19 protein-coding genes are annotated in these 18,589 nt (G+C 68.0%); 12 read left to right on the top strand and 7 right to left on the bottom strand.

Going from position 1 to position 18,589, the window contains the following annotated elements; translation table 11 throughout:
- Position 1: 1 nt before the first annotated feature.
- Complete coding sequence (locus tag GYB83_RS19900) at positions 2 to 997, top strand: sulfate/molybdate ABC transporter ATP-binding protein (RefSeq protein WP_161897041.1); 996 nt, start codon at positions 2 to 4, stop codon at positions 995 to 997.
- A gap of 82 nt (positions 998 to 1,079) precedes the next feature.
- Here the strand turns inward: GYB83_RS19900 and GYB83_RS19895 are convergent, their stop codons facing one another.
- Positions 1,080 to 1,475, bottom strand: a complete 396-nt coding sequence (locus GYB83_RS19895; RefSeq protein ID WP_161897040.1) for a DUF4189 domain-containing protein — start codon at positions 1,473 to 1,475, stop codon at positions 1,080 to 1,082.
- A 181-nt stretch (positions 1,476 to 1,656) separates the two neighbouring features.
- On the opposite strand from GYB83_RS19895, the gene GYB83_RS19890 reads away from it, so the two are divergent.
- Complete coding sequence (locus tag GYB83_RS19890) at positions 1,657 to 2,580, top strand: alpha/beta hydrolase (RefSeq protein WP_161897039.1); 924 nt, start codon at positions 1,657 to 1,659, stop codon at positions 2,578 to 2,580.
- A 58-nt stretch (positions 2,581 to 2,638) separates the two neighbouring features.
- On the opposite strand, the gene GYB83_RS19885 is transcribed toward GYB83_RS19890, so the two are convergent.
- Genes GYB83_RS19885 through GYB83_RS19865 form a run of 5 tightly spaced genes read right to left on the bottom strand, consistent with a single transcriptional unit; the run spans position 2,639 to position 8,063 of the window.
- Positions 2,639 to 3,358 (bottom strand): sirohydrochlorin chelatase, encoded by a 720-nt coding sequence (locus tag GYB83_RS19885; RefSeq protein ID WP_161897038.1) that lies wholly within the window; start codon positions 3,356 to 3,358, stop codon positions 2,639 to 2,641.
- On the bottom strand, positions 3,358 to 4,659 hold the full coding sequence (locus GYB83_RS19880) for a sulfate adenylyltransferase subunit 1 (protein WP_161897037.1): 1,302 nt from the start codon (positions 4,657 to 4,659) through the stop codon (positions 3,358 to 3,360). The genes GYB83_RS19885 and GYB83_RS19880 overlap by 1 nt, the downstream gene beginning before the upstream one ends.
- A 1-nt stretch (position 4,660) precedes the next feature.
- Positions 4,661 to 5,599, bottom strand: a complete 939-nt coding sequence (cysD, locus tag GYB83_RS19875) for a sulfate adenylyltransferase subunit CysD (RefSeq protein WP_161897036.1) — start codon at positions 5,597 to 5,599, stop codon at positions 4,661 to 4,663.
- Complete coding sequence (locus tag GYB83_RS19870) at positions 5,596 to 6,336, bottom strand: phosphoadenylyl-sulfate reductase (RefSeq protein WP_161897035.1); 741 nt, start codon at positions 6,334 to 6,336, stop codon at positions 5,596 to 5,598. The genes cysD and GYB83_RS19870 overlap by 4 nt, the downstream gene beginning before the upstream one ends.
- Entirely contained in the window at positions 6,333 to 8,063 is a 1,731-nt protein-coding gene (locus GYB83_RS19865) for a nitrite/sulfite reductase (RefSeq protein WP_161897034.1), read from the bottom strand. Before GYB83_RS19865 ends, GYB83_RS19870 begins: the two co-directional genes overlap by 4 nt.
- 324 nt (positions 8,064 to 8,387) lie before the next feature.
- Between GYB83_RS19865 and hemW the strand changes: the two genes are divergently transcribed.
- Complete coding sequence (hemW, locus tag GYB83_RS19860) at positions 8,388 to 9,608, top strand: radical SAM family heme chaperone HemW (protein ID WP_371865261.1); 1,221 nt, start codon at positions 8,388 to 8,390, stop codon at positions 9,606 to 9,608.
- Positions 9,609 to 9,844: 236 nt separating this feature from the next.
- Here hemW and GYB83_RS19855 read toward each other — a convergent pair whose 3' ends face one another.
- On the bottom strand, positions 9,845 to 10,279 hold the full coding sequence (locus tag GYB83_RS19855; protein ID WP_161897032.1) for a type II toxin-antitoxin system VapB family antitoxin: 435 nt from the start codon (positions 10,277 to 10,279) through the stop codon (positions 9,845 to 9,847).
- A 76-nt stretch (positions 10,280 to 10,355) separates the two neighbouring features.
- Here GYB83_RS19855 and hrcA point away from each other — a divergent pair, with 76 nt between their 5' ends.
- The 9 genes from hrcA to GYB83_RS19810 all read left to right on the top strand — a co-directional run bounded on the left by hrcA (position 10,356) and on the right by GYB83_RS19810 (position 18,534).
- Positions 10,356 to 11,390 (top strand): heat-inducible transcriptional repressor HrcA, encoded by a 1,035-nt coding sequence (hrcA, locus tag GYB83_RS19850; RefSeq protein ID WP_161897031.1) that lies wholly within the window; start codon positions 10,356 to 10,358, stop codon positions 11,388 to 11,390.
- Positions 11,391 to 11,415: 25 nt separating this feature from the next.
- Positions 11,416 to 12,573, top strand: coding sequence for a molecular chaperone DnaJ (gene dnaJ / locus GYB83_RS19845; protein ID WP_161897030.1), 1,158 nt, complete (start codon positions 11,416 to 11,418; stop codon positions 12,571 to 12,573).
- Positions 12,570 to 13,322: a 16S rRNA (uracil(1498)-N(3))-methyltransferase gene (locus GYB83_RS19840; RefSeq protein ID WP_161897029.1), complete on the top strand. Its 753-nt coding sequence runs from the start codon at positions 12,570 to 12,572 to the stop codon at positions 13,320 to 13,322. The genes dnaJ and GYB83_RS19840 overlap by 4 nt, the downstream gene beginning before the upstream one ends.
- Entirely contained in the window at positions 13,319 to 14,092 is a 774-nt protein-coding gene (locus tag GYB83_RS19835) for an alpha/beta hydrolase family protein (protein WP_308469691.1), read from the top strand. The genes GYB83_RS19840 and GYB83_RS19835 overlap by 4 nt, the downstream gene beginning before the upstream one ends.
- Positions 14,093 to 14,201: 109 nt before the next feature.
- Positions 14,202 to 15,233 carry a PhoH family protein gene (locus tag GYB83_RS19830; RefSeq protein ID WP_371865347.1) on the top strand — a complete coding sequence of 344 codons (1,032 nt, stop codon included), beginning with the start codon at positions 14,202 to 14,204 and terminating at the stop codon, positions 15,231 to 15,233.
- On the top strand, positions 15,230 to 15,775 hold the full coding sequence (ybeY, locus tag GYB83_RS19825) for an rRNA maturation RNase YbeY (RefSeq protein ID WP_161897027.1): 546 nt from the start codon (positions 15,230 to 15,232) through the stop codon (positions 15,773 to 15,775). Before GYB83_RS19830 ends, ybeY begins: the two co-directional genes overlap by 4 nt.
- Positions 15,776 to 15,779: 4 nt before the next feature.
- The gene (locus GYB83_RS19820) at positions 15,780 to 17,156 is read left to right on the top strand and encodes a hemolysin family protein (protein WP_161897026.1); all 1,377 of its coding nucleotides are present in this window, start codon (positions 15,780 to 15,782) and stop codon (positions 17,154 to 17,156) included.
- The gene (gene era, locus GYB83_RS19815; protein WP_161897025.1) at positions 17,153 to 18,070 is read left to right on the top strand and encodes a GTPase Era; all 918 of its coding nucleotides are present in this window, start codon (positions 17,153 to 17,155) and stop codon (positions 18,068 to 18,070) included. The genes GYB83_RS19820 and era overlap by 4 nt, the downstream gene beginning before the upstream one ends.
- A gap of 23 nt (positions 18,071 to 18,093) precedes the next feature.
- A complete protein-coding gene (locus GYB83_RS19810) occupies positions 18,094 to 18,534 on the top strand; it encodes a phage holin family protein (RefSeq protein ID WP_161897024.1) in 441 nt (146 codons plus the stop codon).
- The last annotated feature ends 55 nt before the right edge of the window (positions 18,535 to 18,589 follow it).

The raw sequence follows: 18,589 nt of genomic DNA, 5'->3' as shown, positions 1-18,589 counted from the left end.
CATGTCCATCTCGGTGATCGGCGCGAACAAGCGCTACGGCGAGTTCGCTGCCCTCGACGACGTGTCGATCGACATCCCGGAAGGGTCGCTGACGTCGCTGCTCGGCCCGTCCGGCTCCGGCAAGTCGACGCTGCTGCGCGCGATAGCCGGCCTCGACCAGCTCGATTCGGGCACGGTGAAGATCAACGGTCGCGACGTGTCCGGGGCGTCGCCTCAGCAGCGCGACATCGGCTTCGTCTTCCAGCACTACGCCGCGTTCAAGCACCTCACGGTGCGTGAGAACATCGCGTTCGGCCTCAAGATCCGCAAGCGCCCGAAGGACGAGATCAAGAAGAAGGTGGACGAGCTCCTCGACATCGTCGGCCTCACCGTCTTCCAGAAGCGGTACCCGGCCCAGCTGTCGGGCGGCCAGCGTCAGCGCATGGCGCTGGCCCGGGCCCTCGCCGTCGACCCGCAGGTGCTGCTGCTCGACGAGCCGTTCGGCGCCTTGGACGCGAAGGTCCGCGAGGATCTGCGCAAGTGGCTCCGCAAGCTGCACGACGAGGTGAACGTGACGACGGTGCTCGTCACGCACGATCAGCAGGAGGCGCTCGACGTGTCCGATCGGATCGCCGTGCTCAACAAGGGCCGCATCGAGCAGATCGGCGCCCCCGACGACCTGTACGACCGTCCGGAGAACGTGTTCGTCGCATCGTTCCTCGGCTCGGTGTCGCGGTTGAACGGCGAACTGGTACGCCCGCACGACATCCGTCTGGGGCGCACCGCCGAGATGGTGTTCCCCGGACCCGACACCTCGCTCGACACCGGCGTCGTGAAAGCGACAGTCGAGCGTGTGGTCAACCTCGGTTTCGAGACCAGGGTGGAGCTCAAGGCCGCGACGACGGGCGAAGAGTTCGTCGCCCAGATCACGCGAGGCGACCAGAACGCCCTGCACCTGCAGGCGGGGGAGTCGATCTTCGCTCGTGCCACGAAGGTCCCGCAGCTGTCGAACGACTGAACGTCCCCGAATACGACACTGACCTGTCGTTCACTGTCACCAGGTGACAGTGAACGACAGGTCAGTGTCGTATTCGGGGTTCCTAGCGGCCGCTGGTGCAGGCCCAGCCGCGGACGTGCGAACCGTATCCGGCCTGGCCGCGTGCCGCGCGTTCGGCGCCTGCGCGAGTGCGGTAGCCGCGGGCCGTGCCGACGTAGGTGCGGTACGGCGTGAAGCGGTAGGCCACCGCGCCGCAGGAGCGGTAGAAGCTGATGTAACCGCACCGCGAACCGCAGCGGCCCTTGGCGGCCCGGATGGCCGACTGCTGGGTCGGGTAGTTGACGGCGTAGCCCGTCGCCCCGTTGTAGGCCCAGCTGACGGCTCCCCAGTAGCCGCTGCGGGCGGCGTCCGCCTCCGGGGTGGCTGCGGGGACGAATGTTGCGGATGTTGCGAGAGCCCCGACGATCGCGAAGGCTGCAAACAGCTGGCGAAGTTTCATGCGCTGATCATACTCAGTGGATTCACAGAATCCACACACTGTGTGCCGCGTCGTCGATCGTGTGAATGATGGCTGGTGGCGTACGTCTTCCCGCGGAAACCGACTCGACGCGATCGTCGCGGACGGCGGTGGGGCACACTGACCTGAAGACAGCGACGTCGAGACGATCGGAGATCATCCAGTGCCAGTCGACCCGAAGACCCAAGCGTTCCTCGACGCGATCGCGCACGGACGAGGGCTCCACGAGATGACCGTCGACGACGCCCGGATCGCGTTCGACAAGCTGAGCACCAGGTCAGGACTGCCGCCCGTCGACGTCGCCGACATCGGTGAGCGCACCGTTCCGGGCCCGGCGGGCGACATCGGAATCCGGGTGTACACGCCGGCGGGCGACGGTCCGTTCCCGGTGCTGATCTACTTTCCGGGCGGCGGGTTCGTCGTCGGCGACCCGTCGACCGTCCACGGCCCGGTTTCGGTGTGGTGCAAGCAGATCGGTGCGATCGTCGTCTCGGTCGACTACCGGAAGGGGCCCGAGGACCCGTTCCCGGCCGCGGTCGACGACGCGATCGCCGTGACCCGTTGGGTCGGCGAACACGCGGCCGACCTCGGTGGAGATCCGACCCGCGTCGCCGTCGCGGGTGACAGTGCCGGTGGAAACCTCGCGACCGTCGTCGCGATCGATGCGCGCGACAACGGAGGCCCGTCGCTCGCCGCGCAAGTGTTGATCTACCCGGCCACCGACATCTCGAAGCCGTACCCGTCACTGCGCGAGAACGGCCGCGGATACTTCATCACTGTCGACGTCCTCCGCTGGTTCGGCGAGGGCTACAAGGCCGACCCGCTCGACTGGCGTGCGTCGCCGATGCTGGTCGACGATCTGTCCGGGCTTCCGCCCGCCTTCGTCGTGACGGCCGAGTTCGACCCGCTCCGCGACCAGGGAGAGGTGTATGCGCAGCGCCTCGCCGAGGCGGGCGTCGACGTCCAGGCTCGCCGCTACGACGGTCAGGTCCACGGTTTCGTCGCCAACATCGCCGCCGTCACCGGGCTCGGGAAGACCGCTGTCAACGACATCGGGGAGTACCTGGACGGCGTGTTCGACCGCTGAGGGCTGAGGGGTTCCTCCACCCGCTCAAAGACTGGGCTGAGGACCGGGTTGAGGGCCCTCAGGGAGCGGGAAGGGGAGCGAGGTGAGGAACAGCGAGGGAGCGGACGGCGGCGATGAGGGCGGGGTGGGCGCCGATCGGGCCCGCGACGAGCGAGTCGGGAGCATAGGCGTCGAGGCTGGCCTCAACGCGGTCGGTCAGCAGTCCCGCCGACAGGAACAGCGGAGACGCGGCAATGCGTCGAGCACCTGCTTCGTGGAGTCGGTCGACGGCGCCGCGCACCGCGGCGCCCTCGGGGCCGAGTCGTGTCGCGAACACCGTCTCGACCGGCATACCGAGCACACGGGACAGTTCGCGGCCGCGGGCGCGGATCGACTCGTCCGACGATGCGTCCGACGATCCGACGGCGTACATCAGGACGCCGTCGTCGTCGCGGAGACCGGCCTCGACGAGCCTGTCGACGAGGCCGAGCACGGGCGAGTGGACACCCAGGACCGCCGATTGGAACGGGCGCACCGCGGGGTTGCGCCGCCGTGCGTCGGCGATGATCGCCGGCAGGTCGATCTTGGAGTGGAAACCGTCGCCGAACAGCAGCGGGACGACGGTCACGTCGTCGGACAAGGCCGCGAGGACGTCGCCGACGAGGGGTTCGTTCAGATCGAGGTACGCGAGTTCGACGCGCACCCCGGACAGTTCCGCTCTCACCGCGGCCGCGACACGGCGCGCGGTGAGAGCGAAACGGGCGTCGCGACTGCCGTGCGCGACGAGGACGACGGTCATCAGACCGCTGCGGCCTCGGACAGGTGCAGCGGAGCGAGGGCGTCACCGATCAGGCCCGCACCGAGCGTGTTGCCGCCCTGCGGGTCGATGATCAGGAAGCTGCCCGATTCGCGGTTCACCTGATAGTCGTCGGCGGCGATCGGCTCGGCCGTCATCAGCGAGATCCGCCCGATCTGATTGAGCTCCACCGACTCCGGCGCGTCCTGCACGGCGAGGTTCTGCTCGTCGAACAGGGCGTCGAGCGAGGAGATGATCACCTGTGTCGTCTTGGCGCCGTGCTTGAGCAGCAGGCGTGCGCCGGGGCGCAGTGCCTTCTCGGCCAGCCAGCAGAGGGTGGCCGTGAACTGCTGTGCGGGCTCGGGCGCGTCGGCGACCGACGCGATGATGTCGCCGCGCGAGATGTCGACGTCGTCGGTCAGCAGCAGGGTGACGCTGCGGCCGGTGTGCGCCGTCCGCAGTTCGCCGTCCGCGGTGTCGATCTTCGCGATCGTCGACCGGATCCCGGACGGCTGGACGATGATCTCGTCGCCGACCGACACTCGACCGGCGGCGATCTGACCGGCGTATCCGCGGTAGTCGGGGTACTCGGCGGTCCGCGGGCGGATCACGTACTGGACGGGGAACCGCAGACCGACGGGCGCGCGGTCGATCTCGTTCGGCACGGTCTCGAGGTGCTCGATGAGCGTCGGACCGTCGTAGTACGGGGTGTTCTCGGAGCGGATCGCCACGTTGTCGCCGTGCAGCGCGGAGACGGGGATCTCCTGCACCTGGTCGGCCGTGTACCCGAGAGACGCGGTGATCTCGTTGAACTCGGCGGAGATCGCGGCGAACACCTCGGCGGGGTTGTCGACGAGGTCGATCTTGTTGACGGCCAGGACCAGGCGGGTGACGCCGAGGAGTGCCATCACCGCGGCATGCCTGCGGGTCTGGGCGACGACGCCGCTGCGGGCGTCGACGAGCAGGATCACCAGCTGGGCCGTCGATGCGCCGGACACCGTGTTGCGGGTGTACTGCACGTGACCGGGAGTGTCGGCGAGGACGAACGAACGCGCAGGCGTCGCGAAGTAGCGGTAGGCCACGTCGATCGTGATGCCCTGCTCGCGCTCGGCCCGCAGGCCGTCCACCAGCAGCGACAGGTCCGGAGTGTCCATACCGCGGTCGACGGACGCCTTGGTGACGGCGTCGATCTGGTCCGCGAGCACCGACTTGGTGTCGAACAGGAGGCGGCCGACGAGGGTCGACTTGCCGTCGTCGACGGAACCTGCCGTCGCGATGCGCAGAAGGTCGGGGGCGTGCTTCATGTCAGAAATATCCTTCGCGCTTGCGGTCTTCCATGGCGGCTTCGGAGACGCGGTCGTCTCCGCGGGTGGCGCCGCGCTCGGTGAGGCGCGACGCCGCGACCTCGGCCAGAACGGCTTCGTTGTCGGCTGCCTCGGACAGGACGGCGCCCGTCGTGGAGCCGTCGCCGACGGTGCGGTAACGCACGGTCCGGGTCTGCACGTCCTCGCCTTCGCGCGGCCCGCCCCACGGTCCGGACGTCATCCACATGCCGTCGCGCTCGTACACCTCACGCTCGTGCGCGTAGTACAGGGGAGCGAGCAGCACCTGCTCGCGGGCGATGTACCGCCAGATGTCGAGCTCGGTCCAGTTGCTCAGCGGGAACACGCGGACGTGTTCGCCCGGCGCGTGGCGGCCGTTGTACAAGTTCCACAGCTCGGGACGCTGACGCTTCGGATCCCACTGGCCGAACGCGTTGCGCAGGGAGAAGATCCGCTCCTTGGCACGGGCCCGCTCCTCGTCGCGTCGGGCTCCGCCGAACACGGCGTCGAACCGGTTCTCGGTGATTCCGTCGAGGAGGGGAATGGTCTGCAGCGGGTTGCGGATGCCGTCCGGGCGTTCGGTCAGGCGACCGTCCGCGATGTAGTCCTCGACCTTCGCGACGTGCAGGCGCAGGTTGTGGCGCTCGACGATCTCGTCGCGGAACTCGATGATCTCCGGCAGGTTGTGGCCGGTGTCCACGTGCAGCAGCGAGAAGGGGAGCGGCGCGGGCCAGAACGCCTTCAACGCCAGGTGCAGCAGGACGGTGGAGTCCTTGCCGCCGGAGAACAGGATCACCGGGCGGTCGAACTCGCCCGCGACCTCGCGGAAGATGTGGATCGACTCCGACTCCAGCGCATCCAACGTGTCGAATGAATCGATGTCGCGGTCGATCGACCGGGTGGGATTCTCGGAAATGGTCATGATGCGTGCAGCCCGCATTCTGTCTTGGCGCGCCCGGCCCAACGGCCGCTGCGCGGATCTTCTCCGGCTTTCGGTTTGACGGTGCACGGTTCGCACCCGATCGACGGGTAGCCCTCGTCGACCAACGGATTGACGAGGACGCCGTTGGCGTCGATGTACTCCTGGAACTCCTCGTCCGTCCACGCGGCGAGCGGGTTGATCTTCACCAGCCCGAAACCGTCGTCGAACGAGATGAGCGGCGCGTTCGCGCGGGTGGGCGACTCGACGCGGCGGATGCCCGTGACCCACGCCCGGTACGGGGCGAGAGACGCCTTGAGCGGAACCACTTTGCGGAGTCGGCAGCACTCGCCGGGATCGGACGCGAACAGGTTGCGTCCGACGAGCTCGTCCTGCTGCTCCACGGTCTGCTCCGGCGTCACGTTGATCAGTTCGAGGTCGTAGACCGCCTCGACGGCGTCACGCGTGCCGAGGGTCTCGGCGAAGTGGTAGCCGGTGTCGAGGAACAGCGCCTTCAGCCTGCCGCCGACGGCGTCCTTGTCGGTGATCGCCTTGTCGGCGACGTCGATGAGGACGGCGTCCTGCATGTTCGCGGCGATCAGGAAGTCGGACCCGAAGGTCTCGGCGGTCCAGGCCAGGAGCTGGGCGGCGGTCGCGTCGGGGCCGAGCTGTGCCGCTCCGGCCTCGGCGATCGCGCGGAGGTCCTCGGCGGTCTCCCGAGCGTAGTCGAGATCGGTCATCGCAAATGCTCCTCTTCTGCTCGGACGGCCCAGACGGCGAATCGTTCGCCGTCCTCGCGGTTGTCGACGAAGTTGCGGACGACGCGTTCGATGTAGTCGCCCAAGTCCTCGCTGAGGACCTTGTGCTGGCGCAGCTTGCGGCCGAATCCGGAGTCGAGTCCGAGGCTGCCGCCCAGATGCACCTGGTAGCCCTCGACCTGCTCGCCGAGGTCGTTGTCCACGAGCTGACCTTTGAACCCGATGTCGGCGATCTGCGAGCGGCCGCACGAGTTCGGGCAGCCGTTGATGTTGATGGTGATCGGCACGTCGAGCTGCGCGTTGATGTCGGCCAGACGCTGCTCGAGCTCGGGGGCGAGCACCTGAGAGCGCTTGCGGGTCTCGACGAACGACAGCTTGCAGAACTCGATCCCGCTGCACGCCAACAGGTTTCGCCGCCAGTGCGACGGGCGGGCCTGCAGTCCGAGCGGGGCCAGCTCGTCGATCAGCGACTCGACCTGGTCGTCGGGGACGTCGAGCACGATCAGCTTCTGGTACGGGGTGAACGACGCCCGGTCGGAACCGACCCGCTCCATCGCGTCGGCGACCTTCGTCAGGATCGTGCCGGAGACGCGTCCAGCGATCGGGGTGAAGCCGACAGCGTTGAGGCCGTTGCGCAGCTTCTGCACGCCGATGTGGTCGATGGGGCGGGCGGGCTGCTCGGGGGCGGGGCCGTCGATCAGCTTGCGGCCGAGGTACTCGTCCTCGAGGACCTGCCGGAACTTCTCGATGCCCCAGTCCTTGATCAGGAACTTCAGGCGCGCCTTGGCGCGGAGGCGCCGGTAGCCGTAGTCGCGGAAGATCGAGACGACGCCTTCCCACACGTCGGGCACCTCGTCGAGCGGAACCCAGACACCGACGCGCTTGGCGAGCATCGGGTTGGTCGACAGGCCGCCGCCGACCCACAGGTCGAGACCGGGGCCGTGCTCGGGGTGCTCGACGCCGATGAACGCGACGTCGTTGATCTCGTGGACGACGTCCTGCTGTCCGGAGATCGCGGTCTTGAACTTGCGGGGGAGATTCGAGTACGCCGGATCGCCGATGTACCGGCGGACGATCTCGTCGATTGCGGGCGTCGGGTCGAGGACCTCGTCGAACGACTCGCCGGCGAGCGGCGAGCCGAGCACCACGCGCGGGCAGTCGCCGCACGCCTCGGTGGTCTTGAGCCCGACGGCTTCCAGACGCTTCCAGATCTCGGGGACGTTCTCGATCTCGATCCAGTGGTACTGGACGTTCTCGCGGTCGGAGATGTCGGCCGTGTCGCGGCCGAACTCGGTCGAGATCCCGCCGAGGGTCCGCAGCTGTGCGGCGTCGAGCTTTCCGCCGTCGCAGCGCACTCGCATCATGAAGTACGGCGCTTCGAGGAGGTCGATGTTCTCGTCGCCGGTGTACGTGCCGTCGTAGCCCTGTTCACGCTGTGTGTACAGGCCCCACCAGCGCATACGGCCGCGAAGGTCGGCCTTGTCGATCGAGTCGAATCCCTGCTTCGAGTAGATGTTCTCGATGCGGGCGCGCACATTGAGCGGGTTGTCGTCGCGCTTGGTCTGCTCGTTGGGATTGAGCGGCGTGCGGTAGCCGAGGGCCCACTGGCCCTCGGACTTGCGCTTGACCGGTCGGGCCCGCTTCCGGGGGGCGGGCGGAGCTTCTGCGGCGGGTGCGGCGTCGGCCGACTCGGTTGACGTGAGCGTCATGAACTCTCCTGGTGGCGTGCAGCGGGCATCGCGGCACGACGAGATGGGCTGAAGATCATCGGTGACGAGAGGAATCGGTCGGGCCGGGGCTGCGGCGGACCGTTCACGACCGTGCCGACGGCACGGTGGAATCGTCGGCTAGAGCCGACAGAAAGCGCTGCAGACGCGCTTGAGGTCGATGTGTCGCCGTTCGGCGAGCCACACTCCTGGGGAAGTCACGTCGTCCATAGTGCCACGCGGCGCGTGGGGCCGTCTACTTGGGGTTATTTTCGATCAGGGTGATGTTAATTACCGGTCGACGGTGATTCGCAGGTCAATGGACAGATGCGGGATGATGGGGCGGTGGTGAACAGGCAGGCCCCGGAACGACTCTCCGATCACGCGCTCGCGGCGTTCGGGGCGGTCGACGTCGATCGTCCGTTCGGCCTGTACCTGCATGTCCCGTTCTGCGCGACGCGCTGCGGCTACTGCGACTTCAACACGTACACGGCGGGCGAACTGGGATCGTCGTCGTCCCCGCAGTCGTGGATGGAGGGCGTCCGCCGCGAGTTGGACGCGGCGGCGTCGATGCTCGCCCCCGAGCGTCCGGTCGAGACGGTCTTCGTCGGCGGGGGCACTCCGTCGCTGCTCGGCGGCGACGGGTTGGCCGAGCTGCTCGACGCGGTCCGCGACTCGTTCACCTTGGCCCCGGGGGCCGAGGTGACGACGGAGTCGAATCCGGAGTCGACGTCGCCCGAGTTCTTCGACAGGCTTCGCAGTGCGGGCTACACACGGATCTCGCTCGGCATGCAGTCCGCGGCGACGCACGTGTTGTCGGTGTTGGAACGCAATCACACCCCGGGGCGGGCCCTGGATGCGGCCCGCGAAGCCGCGGCCGCGGGATTCGAGCACCTGAACCTCGACCTGATCTACGGGACGCCAGGGGAGTCGGACGCCGATCTCGCCGCCTCCATCGACGCTGTGCTGTCGGTGCCGGTCGACCACGTCTCCGCCTATGCGCTGATCGTCGAAGACGGCACGGCATTCGCTCGGAAGGTCCGTCGCGGCGAGGTGCCGATGCCCGATGACGACGTTCTCGCCGCACGGTACGAGATGCTCGACGCGCGTCTGTCCGCGGCGGGCCTAACCTGGTACGAAGTGTCGAACTGGGCTCTGCCGCAAACGGATTCGGTGTGCAGGCACAACGAGGCCTACTGGCGTAGCGACGACTGGTGGGGCATCGGTCCCGGCGCCCACTCGCACGTCAACGGAGTCCGCTTCTGGAATCAGAAACATCCGGCGACGTACTCGGCGTCGCTCGCGGGCGGCGCGCTGCCGATCGCAGGCCAGGAGATGCTCACCGCCGACGACGTCCACACCGAAGCCGTCATGCTGCGCCTCCGGATGCGTGGGGGACTGCCTGTGAGCATGCTCGACGATGCCGAGCGCGCACGTGCCGACGTCGCGGTGGCGGCCGGACTCCTCGTCGTCGCGTCGGACGCGTACGTCCTCACGGACCGCGGCCGACTCCTCGCGGACGGCGTTGTCCGCGACATTCTCGACTGACCGCGCCCATTGCTCTGCCTCATCTCGCACCGCCCTGCCTCAACTGGACTCCCCTGCCTGAGCTCAGGCAGGGGAGACGAAATGAAGCGGGGGAGTGCGAGATGAGGCAGGGGAGTGACCGCACGAGGCAGCGAAAGCGAGCGGACCCTCGTCTCGACTGCGCTCGACGGGCCGGGGGCGGGCTCGACGGCCGGGGGCGCTCGACGAACGGGTGGCGCTCGACGAACGGGTGGCGCTCAGTCGAGGCGATGAACGCCTTCGGTGCGGACGCGGCGGCGAGGGTGGACGGGGAGGGGAGACGGCACCGGGCGCAGCGGAGCGGTGGTCTCGAGGCCGGAGTCGTCCTGACCAGGGACGGTGCCGAGACGTTCGAGGTGGTCGTCGAGATCGAAGAGGCGGGCGTGGATCGTCGTACGGTTCCGCAGAGCCGAGCGGACGGCTCGGTGAAGGCCGTCCTCCAGGTACATGACGCTCTCGAACTGCACGATGTGGGCGAACAGATCGCCGTAGAACGTCGAGTCCTCCGAGAGGAGCTTGTCGAGGGCGAGGACCGTGGTGACGGGCGTGAGCTGGTCCAACCGGAACTGGCGGGGCGGGATCTTCGCCCATTCGCGCGGGGTGAGGCCATGATCGGGGTAGGGCTTCCCGTCGTGAACGCCCTTGAAGATCATCGCCCGCCCTGGTTCTGTTCTGCCGTTTCGTAGAATGGTCACGTTCACTCTATGCAACCGCGCGAGGAGGTGCCCGGTGTCGGCCGCAGACGACCGTCGGTTCGAGATATTGCACGCCATCGTCACCGACTTCGTGGACACCCAGGAGCCGATCGGTTCGAAGGCTCTCGTGGAGCGTCATCAACTGGGCGTGTCGAGCGCGACGGTTCGCAACGACATGGCGTTCCTCGAAGCCGAGGGCTACATCACTCAGCCGCACACGAGTTCGGGACGTGTGCCGACGGACAAGGGATATCGCCTGTTCGTGGACCGGATCAGCGAGATCAAGCCGCTCTCCTCGGCGGAACGGCGTGCGATCCTCTCGGTCCTCGACTCGGGCGTCGACCTCGACGACGTCCTCCGCCGATCGGTGAAACTGCTCGCGCAACTCACCCGCCAGGTTGCCGTCATCCAGTACCCGGTGCTGTCGACGGCCAGCGTCCGACACCTCGAAGTGGTGGCGCTCAGCCCGTCGCGTCTGCTCCTCGTGGTCATCACCGACACCGGGCGTGTCGAGCAGCGGATGGCGACGCTGCGGAACCCGATCGACGAGGAGACCGTCGCCCTGCTGCGCGACATGTTCTCGAAGGCGCTCGACGGTCAACGGCTCGAAGACGCGTCGGTGGCCGTCGCCGAACTCGCGACTCATGCTCCGCGGGAACTGCAGGAGCCGGTCGTCACCATCGCGACCGTGCTGGTCGAGACGCTCGTCGAACGCGGCGAAGACCGACTCGTCCTCGGCGGGACGTCGAATCTGGCGCGGTCGGCCGCCGACTTCACGCCCGCGACGGGTGGCATGGACACGGTGCTCGAGGCGCTCGAAGAACAGGTCGTCGTGTTGAAACTGTTGGCGCACACGCAGCGGACCGGGACGGTGACAGTGCAGATCGGTGAGGAGACCAACACCGAGAACCTGCGCAGCACCTCCGTCGTCTCCACCGGGTACGGTGCTTCGGGCACCGTATTCGGCAGCGTCGGCGTGGTGGGCCCCACTCGGATGGACTATCCGGGAACAATCGCGTCGGTCGCTGCGGTTGCGAAGTACGTCGGCGAAGTGCTCGCCGACCGATAGTTGATGTGTAAGGACGTTTTCCACCGTGGCTCGTGATTACTACGGCATTCTCGGCGTGGCGCAGGGCGCGACTGATCAGGAGATCAAGCGCGCATACCGCAAACTCGCGCGCGAACTGCACCCCGACGTCAACCCCGACGCCGAGGACCAGTTCAAAGAGGTGACCACCGCGTACGAGGTGCTGTCCGACCCGGAGAAGCGTCGCATCGTCGATGCGGGAGGTGATCCGCTCAGCGGGCCCGGAGCCGGCGGTTTCGGCGGCGACCCGTTCGGCGGTGGCGGCCTCGGTGACATCTTCCAGACGTTCTTCGGCGGGGGAGGCGGAGGTTTCGGCGGCGGAGGCGGCCGAGGCCCGCGCGGCCGAGTGCGTCCAGGCGAGCCCGCGCTCGTCGGCGTGACGCTGACCCTCGACGAGGTCGCCGAGGGCGCCCGCAAGGAGATCACCGTCGACACCGCGATCCTGTGCGACTCGTGCACCGGTTCCGGCACGCGCGACGACTCCAAGCCGGTGACATGTGGAACGTGCAAGGGCGCTGGCGAGATCCAGTCGGTCCAGCGGTCGTTCCTCGGCCAGGTGATGACGGTGCGCGAGTGCCCCGAATGTCGCGGTGCGGGCGAGACGATCCCCGACCCGTGCCTCAAGTGCGGCGGCGACGGACGCGTCCGTTCGCGCCGCACGATGACGGTGAAGATCCCGGCCGGAGTGCAGGACGGCATGCGCGTCCGGCTGACCGGTCAGGGTGAGGTCGGTCCGGGCGGCGGTCCCGCAGGCGACCTGTACGTCGAGGTCAGCGAGGCCGCCGACGACGTCTTCGTCCGTGACGGCGACGATCTGCACTGCACTGTCCGCGTCCCGATGGTCGACGCGGCACTCGGCGGCGAAGTGGAGGTGGAGACTGTCCTCGGCAGCACGGCCACCGTCACGATCGAAGCGGGCACGCAGCCGGGGACCGTGGTCCGCGTGCGCGGCCACGGCATGCCGCATCTGAACACGGGTATGCGCGGCGATCTGCACGCTCACCTCGAAGTGGTGGTGCCGCGCAAGGTCGACACGGCGCAGACAGATCTGCTCCGCAAGCTCCGCAGTGCCCTCGACGACGGCATCGAAGTGGTGACGGCGTCGTCGAAGTCGGCGTCGGGCGGACTGTTCTCCAAGCTGCGCAACGCATTCGTGGGCCGATGACCCCGCCGCTCTTCTGGGTGGACGACGTCCCGGCCGCGGGTGACGCCGCGACCGTGTCGGGCCCGGAGGGCAGGCATGCGGTGACTGTCACCCGGATCCGTCCGGGACAGTCGGTGATCCTCGGCGACGGTCGCGGAACGCTCGCCGACTGCGAGGTGACCGACGTGTCCGGCAAGGACCGCCTCACGGTGCGTGTCGGCCGTGTCCAATACGTCACGCGACCCAAGCCGCTGGTGACCGTCGTGCAGGCGCTGCCGAAGTCCGAACGCAGCGAACTGGCCGTCGATTTGATGACCGAGGCGGGCGTCGACGCGGTCGTGCCGTGGCAGGCGTCGCGGTGCGTCGCCAGGTGGGCCGGGTCGAAGGCCGATCGCGGTGTCGAGAAGTGGCGTGCGACGGCGGCGACCGCGGCCAAGCAGGCTCGTCGCCCGTGGATACCGGACGTCGCCGACCTCGCGACGACCACCGATGTGCGCGACCTCTGCTCGCGGACCGTAGCGGCGGGCGGCGTCGTCGCGCTCCTGCACGAGGCGGGTTCGACGTCGTTCCGCTCGATCGACTTCGCGTCGGCGCCGGAGGTGGTGCTGGTGATCGGTCCGGAAGGCGGACTCGACGACGCGGAGATCGCCGACCTGACCGCGTTGGGCGGCACACCGGTGGTCCTCGGGCCGGAAGTGCTGCGGACCGCCGCCGCGGGAGCCGTCGCGCTCGGAGCGCTCGGCGCCGCGACCGATCGTTGGAGCCGGTGACGGTGCGCCGCACCAAGATCCAGTACGGCGACGCGCCGAGCACATTCGGTCACCTGTACCTCCCCGACGCCGACAAGCGCGTCGACGGCCGCGCGCCGCTCGTCGTGCTGGTGCACGGCGGCTACTGGTCCGTCGACTTCTCGCTCGTCGTCTACACGGGAGTCGCCCGTGCGCTCGCCGATCGCGGCGTCGTCGTGTGGAACGTCGAGTACCGCAGGCTCGGTGAGGCGGGCGGCGGCTGGCCGACCACGGGCCGCGATGTGATCGCCGCGGTGAGAGCCCTCGACGGGCCCGTCTGCGAGGCCCTCGCGACCGCCGGGATCGTCGTCGACGCCGCCAACGCGTCGATGGTCGGCCATTCGGCAGGAGGACAGCTCGCCGTCTACGCGGCGGCCCGCCTCGGCGGCGCCACCAAGCGCTTCCGATTCCCGACGGTGATCGCGCAGTCCCCGGTGCTCGACTTCACCGAGACCGGCGCGTTCGACAGGCCGTCGGTCGTCGACCTCATGGGCGGGACGTTCGACACGTTCGGCGACCGCTTCCGGGAAGCGTCGCCGTCGGAGCAACAGCCCTTCGATTCGACGGTCGCCGTGATCCACACCGTCGACGACGCCTCCATCCCGATCGAGGCGAGCCGAGCGTACGTCGCAGACGCCGTCGAGCGGGGACAGTCGGCGGTCTTGTACGAAGTCCAGACCGGCGGGCACGACGCGTTCGTCGACCCGCGCTCGGACGCCACCCGGCAGACCTTCCGAGTGCTGGGCGTCTGACCGGCGCGGTAAGTCGGATGCGCTCGTGCGCGTCGGCGATAGACTGGTAGCACCCCCGCCCGCGCGGGGAGAAGACGAACGTCGAGGAGTGACGAAATAAGTGAGTGACATTGACCGCGGAGAGGCGAAGGCCGACGCCGTGGCGACGTCCCGTATCGATGTTCCGCAGGATCTCGCGGTCGGCCTGTTCGGGCCGACCGATGTGAACCTGCGGACCCTGGAACAGCAGCTTCCCGCCGATGTCCACGCCAGAGGCAGCCGGATCACGTTGACCGGTTCGCCCGCCGACGTCGCGGGATCCGAGCGGGTGATCTCCGAACTGATCAAGATCGTCCGCACCGGGACGCAGCTGACACCCGACCTCGTCCGCCAGAGCATGTCGATTCTGAGGACCGAGACCTCGCAGTCGCCCGCCGAGGTCCTCAGCCTCGACATCCTGTCGCGGCGCGGCAAGGTGATTCGACCGAAGACGCTCAACCAGAAGCACTACGTCGACGCCATCGACAAGAACACGATCGTGTTCGGCCTCGGTCCGGCGGGCACCGGCAAGACGTATCTGGCGATGGCGAAGGCCGTGCAGGCCCTGCAGTCCAAGGATGTCAGCCGGATCATCCTCACCCGCCCGGCCGTCGAGGCGGGCGAGCGGCTCGGCTTCCTGCCCGGCTCCCTCAGCGAGAAGATCGATCCCTACCTGCGTCCCCTGTACGACGCCCTGCACGACATGATCGACCCCGAGGCCATCCCGAAGTTGATGGAGGCGGGCGTCATTGAGGTCGCGCCGCTGGCGTACATGCGGGGCCGGACCCTCAATGACGCGTTCATCATCCTCGACGAGGCGCAGAACACCACCGGCGAGCAGATGAAGATGTTCCTGACGCGGCTCGGTTTCGGCGCGAAGATGGTCGTCACCGGTGACGTCACGCAGGTGGATCTGCCGGGCGGTGCGACGAGTGGGCTGCGTGTCGCGACCCGCATCCTCGACGGCATCGATGACATCCATTTCGCGGAACTGACAAGCGCGGACGTGGTCCGGCACAAGCTCGTCGCCGACATCGTCGACGCCTACGGTCGGGCCGAGGAAGAACAGGGCAATCGTGCGCTGCGTCGCGAGGGTCTGCGACAGGGAGGACGACGCCGATGAGCATCGAACTGTTCAACGAGTCGGGCGTCGACGTCCCCGAGCAGCTGATCATCGAAGCGGCGCGCTTCGCGATGGCGCGGATGGACGTCCACCCGGCCGCCGAGCTGTCGATCCAGCTCGTCGACCTGCAGACGATGACCGACCTGCACGTCCAATGGATGGACCTGCCCGGGCCGACCGATGTCATGAGCTTCCCGATGGACGAGTTGACGCCCGGTGGGCGCCCCGACGCGGCCGACCCCGGACCGGCCATGCTCGGCGACATCGTGCTGTGCCCCGAGTTCGCCGCCGACCAGGCCAAGAGTCAGCGGCACAGCTTCGAACACGAGATCGCGGTGCTCACGGTGCACGGCGTCCTGCACCTCCTCGGCTTCGATCACGCCGAACCCGAGGACGAGAAGGAGATGTTCGGCCTGCAGGGGCAGATCATCGTCGACTGGTACTCGGCCCGCGACGACCGCGCTCGACTGCAGGAGCAGGCACAGCGCGACACTCGCCTGCTCCGCAACACCGGCTTCTCCGAAGACCCGGCCGGGAGCTGATCACATGACTCGCGACATCGTGTTCATCGGTGCCGCCATCGCGCTCACCGTCCTCGCGGGACTCTTCGCCGCCATCGACACCGCCGTGCAGACGGTGTCGACGGCCCGAGTCGACGACATGGTGAAGGAGTCTCGTCCCGGAGCGAAACGACTGCGGACGGTGCTCGACCACCGTGCCACGTACGTCGGACTGTCAGTGCTGATGCGCGTGGTCTGCGAGACGGCCGCGACGGGACTCGTCGCCGTCATCGCCGTCGACGCGCTCGACGTCGGCTGGGGACTCGGCGCGACAGTCGTCGGCATGACCCTCGTCTCGTACATCGCCGTCGGGGTCGGCCCGCGAACGCTCGGCCGCCAGCACGCGTACTCGATCGGCCTGGTCGCCGCGCCGGTGCTCACCGCGATCGGTGTACTGCTGCGCCCGGTGACCAGGCTGTTGATCCTGGTGGGCAACGGCCTGACGCCGGGCAAGGGCTACCGCAACGGGCCGTTCGCCACCGAAGTCGAAGTCCGTGAAGTGGTGGACCTCGCGCAGGAACGCGGCGTCGTCGACGACGACGAGCGTCGGATGATCCAGTCGGTCTTCGAGTTCGGCGACACCAACGCCCGCGAGGTGATGGTCCCGCGGACCGAGATGATCTGGATCGAGAACGACAAGTCCGCGACCCAGGCGATGAGCCTCGCCGTCCGTTCCGGGCATTCCCGCATCCCGGTGATCGGCGAGAACCCTGACGACATCGTCGGCGTCGTCTACCTGAAAGACCTGGTGGAACGCATCCTCCCGAAGCTCCCGATCGCCGGGTTCACCGTCGCAGACGTGATGCGCGGAGCCGAATTCGTCCCCGATTCGAAGCCCCTCGACGATGTCCTCTCCGACATGCAGGCCAAACGCAACCACATGGCGCTGCTCGTCGACGAGTACGGCGGCATCGCGGGTCTGGTGACCATCGAGGACGTCCTCGAGGAGATCGTCGGCGAGATCTCCGACGAGTACGACGTCGACGAGGTGGCTCCGATTCAGAAGCTCGGCGAGGACCGCTACCGGGTGTCGGCGCGACTGCCCGTCGAAGATCTCGGGGAACTGTTTGGCATCGAGATCGACGACGACGAGGTCGAGACGGTCGGCGGTCTCCTCGGACTGCGGCTCGGTCGCGTGCCGCTGCCCGGAGCCAAGGTCAAGTCGCACGGTCTCAAGATGACGGCCGAGGGCGGACCGAACCGGCTCGGCAGGCAGCGGATCACGACGGTCGTCGTCCGACGTGCGAAGAAGCACACCGACGGGTCGATTCGCGACGATTGGGCGGACGACGAACCCGCCGACACCCGGGCAGGCGATAGGCTACCGGGAACACCCGCTGATCCGATCGGAGAATCCGCTTGAGCACACCGTCGTCGCAGACCCCCGAGTTCCGGTCCGGCTTCGTCTGTTTCGTGGGCCGGCCCAACACGGGCAAGTCGACGCTGACGAACGCGCTCGTCGGCGACAAGATCGCCATCACGTCCAACCGGCCGCAGACGACGCGTCACGCGATCCGAGGGATCGTCAACCGGCCGGACGCGCAGCTCATCCTGATCGACACACCCGGCCTGCACCGTCCGCGCACCCTCCTCGGGCAGCGTCTCAACGACGTCGTCCGCGACACGTACTCGGAGGTCGACGTGATCTGCGTGTGCATCCCCGCCGACGAGGCGATCGGTCCCGGCGACCGGCGGATCGTCGAACAGGTGCAGACCATCGCGCCGAAGACGCGCAAGGTCGGCGTCGTCACCAAGATCGACCGCGTCGGCCCGGAGAAGGTCGCGTCGCAGTTGATGGCGTTGTCGGCGCTGATGGGCCCCGACGCCGAAGTGGTGCCGTGTTCGGCCAAGTCGGGCCGACAGCTCGACACGCTGTCGGACGTCCTCGTCTCCCTGTGCGACGAGGGTCCCGCGTTCTACCCGGACGGCGAGCTGACCGATGAACCCGAGCAGGTGCTGATGGCCGAGTTCATCCGCGAAGCCGCCCTCGAAGGGGTCCGCGACGAACTGCCGCATTCGCTGGCCGTCGTCATCGAGGAGGTGGTCCCGCGGGACGGTTCCGAGATCGTCGACGTGTACGCGCACCTGTTCGTGGAACGCGACAGCCAGAAGGGCATCATCATCGGCCGCAAGGGCGCCCGCCTCAAAGAGGTCGGGACCGTCGCCCGCGGCCAGATCGAGCGCCTGTTGGGTACCAAGGTGTATCTCGATCTCCACGTGAAAGTCGCCAAGGACTGGCAACGTGATCCCAAACAGCTCGGCCGTCTCGGCTTCTGACCACCGACGAAAGGTCTCCTCAGATGGTGCGTTTCCTCCTCAACGCCGGTGTCAGTCTCGTCTCGTCGGCCATCGCGCTGCTCGTCGCGCAGTGGCTGATCGACGGCTTCGATCTGCGGCTGAGCGGCTTCTTCATCGCCGTCGCGATCTTCACGGTCCTGCAGGCCGTGCTCGGTCCGTTCGTGTTCAACATGGCCCGCAAGTACGCGTCGGCAGTGCTCGGCGGCATCGGCCTCGTCTCGACACTGCTGTCATTGATCATCACGTCGATCGTCGGTAGTTCGCTCAGCATCTCCGGCGTGGCCGCGTGGATCTCGTCGACCGTCGTGATCTGGCTGATCACCGCCCTCGGCACGTGGTGCATCGGATTCTTCATCATCACCAAGTGGTGGGACGGCCGACGCACGGCACAGGCGAAGGACCAGGCCATCGAGGCAGCCCTCGACAGGCGCGCCGGAAAGTAGCCCGCGGCGGCCCCAGCGGGTCGGATACGTCGAATGTCGGCGGCGGGTGGGATGA

This window comes from Gordonia spumicola (assembly GCF_009932475.1).
Taxonomy (GTDB): Bacteria; Actinomycetota; Actinomycetes; order Mycobacteriales; family Mycobacteriaceae; genus Gordonia; species Gordonia spumicola.
Note: the sequence above shows the minus strand (reverse complement) of the source record. Positions and strands in the feature narration are given on the sequence as shown.

What these genes read in the sequence shown, in the direction of transcription:
- cysD (WP_161897036.1), bottom strand. Translation starts at nt 5,599, where the DNA reads ATGACCATTTCCGAGAATCCCACCCGGTCGATCGACCGCGACATCGAT.
- GYB83_RS19895 (WP_161897040.1), bottom strand. Translation starts at nt 1,475, where the DNA reads ATGAAACTTCGCCAGCTGTTTGCAGCCTTCGCGATCGTCGGGGCTCTC.
- GYB83_RS19840 (WP_161897029.1), top strand. Translation starts at nt 12,570, where the DNA reads ATGACCCCGCCGCTCTTCTGGGTGGACGACGTCCCGGCCGCGGGTGAC.
- GYB83_RS19820 (WP_161897026.1), top strand. Translation starts at nt 15,780, where the DNA reads ATGACTCGCGACATCGTGTTCATCGGTGCCGCCATCGCGCTCACCGTC.
- GYB83_RS19885 (WP_161897038.1), bottom strand. Translation starts at nt 3,358, where the DNA reads ATGACCGTCGTCCTCGTCGCGCACGGCAGTCGCGACGCCCGTTTCGCT.
- GYB83_RS19900 (WP_161897041.1), top strand. Translation starts at nt 2, where the DNA reads ATGTCCATCTCGGTGATCGGCGCGAACAAGCGCTACGGCGAGTTCGCT.
- GYB83_RS19865 (WP_161897034.1), bottom strand. Translation starts at nt 8,063, where the DNA reads ATGACGCTCACGTCAACCGAGTCGGCCGACGCCGCACCCGCCGCAGAA.
- hemW (WP_371865261.1), top strand. Translation starts at nt 8,388, where the DNA reads ATGCGGGATGATGGGGCGGTGGTGAACAGGCAGGCCCCGGAACGACTC.
- GYB83_RS19855 (WP_161897032.1), bottom strand. Translation starts at nt 10,279, where the DNA reads ATGATCTTCAAGGGCGTTCACGACGGGAAGCCCTACCCCGATCATGGC.
- GYB83_RS19810 (WP_161897024.1), top strand. Translation starts at nt 18,094, where the DNA reads ATGGTGCGTTTCCTCCTCAACGCCGGTGTCAGTCTCGTCTCGTCGGCC.
- GYB83_RS19880 (WP_161897037.1), bottom strand. Translation starts at nt 4,659, where the DNA reads ATGAAGCACGCCCCCGACCTTCTGCGCATCGCGACGGCAGGTTCCGTC.
- ybeY (WP_161897027.1), top strand. Translation starts at nt 15,230, where the DNA reads ATGAGCATCGAACTGTTCAACGAGTCGGGCGTCGACGTCCCCGAGCAG.
- GYB83_RS19870 (WP_161897035.1), bottom strand. Translation starts at nt 6,336, where the DNA reads ATGACCGATCTCGACTACGCTCGGGAGACCGCCGAGGACCTCCGCGCG.